The sequence below is a fragment of the Falsihalocynthiibacter sp. CO-5D18 genome (genome assembly GCF_041205445.1).
GTDB classification, from domain to species: Bacteria; Pseudomonadota; Alphaproteobacteria; order Rhodobacterales; family Rhodobacteraceae; genus Falsihalocynthiibacter; species Falsihalocynthiibacter arcticus.
In genome coordinates, this window is sequence record NZ_JBGFCF010000036.1 from 1 (window position 1) to 3,928 (window position 3,928).

The window sequence follows — 3,928 nt, forward strand, 5'->3', positions numbered from 1 at the left end:
ATGCGAACTTTTCACCCGAATGTTATGGGGAGGCAAGGGATTTCTCCAGGGGGAGTGCCGAGGTACAAATATTTAGGTAGTTTTCGCAAAGTGTTGCGCGGAACGACGGTAGATAGGGCGGGAACCAGACTTTCGCTGCATCTGTGAGTCAAGAATGCGTCATCGGTCAGAGCCGACATTCAAACAGATGCTGTTTTAGGTCTATCTCCGCAGCGCGGAAGGCCGCACCGAGACTAAAGCAAACGCGCAGTCTTGTCGGTCTGGCGTCCAAAGACTTTTCTAGGAGACCTTCTCGGTGTTCGAAATCTCCTATACGGGGCAAGTTCTATCTAAGAAATTGAGATGAGCTATTCGATCGCTTCTACCGGACCCCCGGCTTTTTGCCATGAAGTGAAGCCTCCCGGGATATGTGCAACGTTTCGCAGTCCCAATTCATTCGCGATTTCAACCGCTAGAGTGGATCTTTCACCGACGGCACAAAAAAGCAAGACCCTGCTGTTTTTCGCCAATCCCGCCAGTGGACCGCTGGGTCGACAGTATTGATCAAAATGCCCGTAGGGTGCGTGGATCGAGTTGGGGATCGATCCATAGCGGCGCCGTTCGCTCTCTTCCCTAATGTCCACGAGTTGACAATCAACCGATGGCCATCCAGCAAGAATTTCGTCGACCTCAAGTACGGGTACACGATGTTGCGCCGCCATTCTAAGGCCGAGATTTAAATTTTCGGGAACTGCCACGTCCATCATAGCTGGGTTGGCGAGCTTTAGATTATTCATGATCTCGGCATATTCTTCTGCCGAATTCACTTGGAGACGCGGGTTGTTATGGCGCTCCTCGGCAATCGTGCTGACCGTGTCCCCTTTGTAGTCGTGGCCCGGAAAGACCATCGTGTTTTCTGGCAGTTTTAACAAACGCTCAAAAATCGAATGGTATTGCTCATAAGGATCACCATTCTGAAAGTCGGTGCGGCCCGTCCCCCTTATCAACAGTGTATCGCCGGTAAACACCCGGTCATCCATTAAGAAGCTGTAACTTTCCGAGGTGTGCCCCGGTGTATGAAGCGCAGTAAGTGTAAGACCTTCAATCGTTAATGGATCATTATCGCGCACGCGCATGGAAACCACGTCAGCTGGGGACTGTTCGCCCATTACCGTTGTGCATCGGGTTGCGTCACGCAATTTCCCCATAGCGCTGACATGGTCGGCATGGATATGGGTATCGACAACTTTAACCAGCTTGAGGTCTAGCTCTTCAAGCAACTTCAGGTAGCGATTTGTATGTTCGAAAACCGGATCTATTAGAAGCGCTTCGCCACCGTGCCGACTGGCCATCAGGTAAGTATAAGTGCTTGAAGTTTTGTCAAAGAGTTGTCTGAATATCACTGCTGCATCTCCACATGGTAGGTGATCGATACTTCCAAAAGAGCGTTACTTGCTGGCTGGGCAACTCATTCGAACGAATCTGCCGAGGCTACTCTTTTGAACAACTTATGGCAATTATTGAATCATTGCTTGATCAAGCCGTTTGGCTTAGCCTAACGAACGCTTCTTGCAAACGGTTCGTGGGAGAGTCGTCATGCCTTGAGAGCGCAACCTCCTAAAGGAACAACACAATGAGCCTACGTATAAACGACACAGTCCCTAACCTTACCGTAGAAACGGACCAAGGCACCTTTTCTTTGCATGATTGGATCGGAGACAGTTGGGCGATCCTTTTTTCGCATCCTAAGGACTTTACCCCTGTTTGCACGACAGAGTTTGGCGCGGTCGCGCAGTTGGCCGATGAATGGTCCAAACGCGGCACCAAGGTCATCGGGATTTCCGTGGATGGTGTTGAGGATCACAAGAAGTGGAAGGGCGACATTGAGAAAGTTGGGGGCGCACCCGCAGGCTTCCCGATTATTGCGGACGATGGCCTGACAGTTTCAAAAGCCTTCGACATGTTGCCAGCAGATGCCTACCTACCGGACGGCCGCACCCCCAATGATAGCCAGACCGTAAGATCTGTTTTTATCATCGGACCAGATAAAAAGATGAAGTTGTCCATGACATATCCGATGAATGTGGGCCGCAATTTTGCAGAAGTTTTGCGGGCACTGGATGGCCTGCAGACGGCGGCCAGTCGAGGTGTCGCAACACCGGCAAACTGGAATGTCGGCGATGATGTCGTTATCCCGGTTGCTTTAAACGATGCTGATGCAAAAGAGAAATTCGGCGACTTTACCACTGTCCTTCCCTATCTACGAATGACAAGCCTGAAAGGCTAAGTCATCGGTAGGCCCCATTTAATCGAGATCTTTTGGGGCCTAATTCCAAAAATTAAACAACGGCATTGAATGCGCAGCGTCGCTGCAACAAAGTCCAATTTGTCCGCTGACCGACGCTTCACCCAACAAAATGCTGCACGATGCACGAATGGCAGCAATGCGAAAGCTGCATCGCGGCATAGACGAGGGGTGGGAATGTCCGGTTTGGGCCGGAAGTTGCCTAAGGCAAAAAAATAAGGCATCTTTCCCCGCCCGAGCCCCTGCAAAGGTACTCGGACGGAATGTTGGCGTAAGTACTTCACACGATACCCACAGGCAACCTGACCTGATCAATGATCTCCCGCTTCTGGCAATCACTTATCCCGGCTGAATACAGTCCATAGGTTAGCCTGGTGGCCGATCGCGCCGATTGATGGCCCACAAGGCTGGCGGTGAAGTGCTCTGGAACCCCTGTGCGTTCGCATTGGGTGATGAACCACTTGCGCGTTGAGTGGAACACAAGGCCAGGGCGGGTGGTTCCGGTGTGGTTCCTTAACAGAGCAAACCTCTTGGTGACCCTGTCCACGGAAATCCCTGGAAACAGGGCCCCTTTGTTGGGCAGCATGGCCAGGGTAGCCAAAAGGCTGTCATGTAGCGGAATTTCACGTTCTGCTGCTTTGGATTTGAGCCCCCTGATCGCGTTTGGTCTGATCCGGGCAAAGACCCCAAGATTGCCCTTGGAGATCAGGTCTTCCGCCATCATCCCACAAGCCTCTCCGGACCGCATGCCTGTGAGCAAGCAGAGACGTAGGAGGGGCGATAGCAGGGGATCATTGGCCCCCAACAAAGTCACCACCTCTGCATCTGTCATCACCGCATAGCTTTGAACCTCTGGTTTGGAATGAACCGCAAGTTTGCCAAAGCCATGCTCTGCAAGGTGACCTTCCCGCACCGCCCAATCCAAGAAATGACAGGTCTGGGTCCAAATCCGATGCTGGGTTTGGGGCGCGATTGTCCGGTCGGAAGTGGTCGACAGGGCCACCAAGTGGCGTAGCCCCAAGCCCTTGCGCGTGGTGCTCTTGGTGACGTCAGGGTTGAGTCGGGACAGAAACGCAAGGAATTCTTGACCGTTGGAGAGGCTTAAATCCCCAATCCTCTTGCCGCCAAAGAGGGAGGTCAGCAGTCCGAGACTGAAACGGATCGACTTGAAGCTGCCAGGTTTAAGCTCTTGTGATCGTTGGGTAAGGTAGGTTTGAGCCAAATCCGCTACCGTGGTTTGCCCTTGAAGGCGCAGGCGTTCGATTTTGGGCTGTGGGATCGTGATCGTCGGCGGATTATCCGGATCAGGGTTTGCCCTCAGTCGTGCCTCTGCTTGTTCAACGACCTCCGCATAGCTCTGATTGATCTCTGCTATCCGTGTCTTGGCTGTACGGGCATCTGGGGTTTTGAGGGATCGTTTCAGGGCTTGGCCCAAGTGGGGTTGCAAGTGTTTGGGGTAGTTGCGGCGATACAGCCAGGTTTGATGTTTGAGGTAGGCATACTTAAGGGTGACAGACATGAGGGTCCTTCTGGGGGCATAGGCCCCCTTTTGGGTGAAAGTTGAGGTTTTCTGAGGTGGAACAACGGCTTACTTGGTTATTCCTGTTCCCTGCGGGTAGTTAGTCCGGCAAGACGCGCAGGATT

3 protein-coding genes are annotated in these 3,928 nt (G+C 52.5%); 1 reads left to right on the forward strand and 2 read right to left on the reverse strand.

All coding sequences use genetic code 11. The features are described 5' to 3' along the window. Positions 1 to 347: 347 nt before the first annotated feature. Positions 348 to 1,382 carry an MBL fold metallo-hydrolase gene (locus AB9F27_RS21560; RefSeq protein WP_369758158.1) on the reverse strand — a complete coding sequence of 345 codons (1,035 nt, stop codon included), beginning with the start codon at positions 1,380 to 1,382 and terminating at the stop codon, positions 348 to 350. Positions 1,383 to 1,612: 230 nt separating this feature from the next. Between AB9F27_RS21560 and AB9F27_RS21565 the strand changes: the two genes are divergently transcribed. Beyond that, positions 1,613 to 2,266, forward strand: a complete 654-nt coding sequence (locus AB9F27_RS21565; RefSeq protein ID WP_369758159.1) for a peroxiredoxin — start codon at positions 1,613 to 1,615, stop codon at positions 2,264 to 2,266. Between the two features lie 298 nt (positions 2,267 to 2,564). Here AB9F27_RS21565 and AB9F27_RS21570 read toward each other — a convergent pair whose 3' ends face one another. Next, complete coding sequence (locus tag AB9F27_RS21570; protein ID WP_369758160.1) at positions 2,565 to 3,803, reverse strand: DUF6538 domain-containing protein; 1,239 nt, start codon at positions 3,801 to 3,803, stop codon at positions 2,565 to 2,567. Positions 3,804 to 3,928: the final 125 nt, after the last annotated feature.

Coding starts and splice junctions, on each gene's coding strand:
- AB9F27_RS21565 (WP_369758159.1), top strand. CDS start 1,613: ATGAGCCTACGTATAAACGACACAGTCCCTAACCTTACCGTAGAAACG.
- AB9F27_RS21570 (WP_369758160.1), bottom strand. CDS start 3,803: ATGTCTGTCACCCTTAAGTATGCCTACCTCAAACATCAAACCTGGCTG.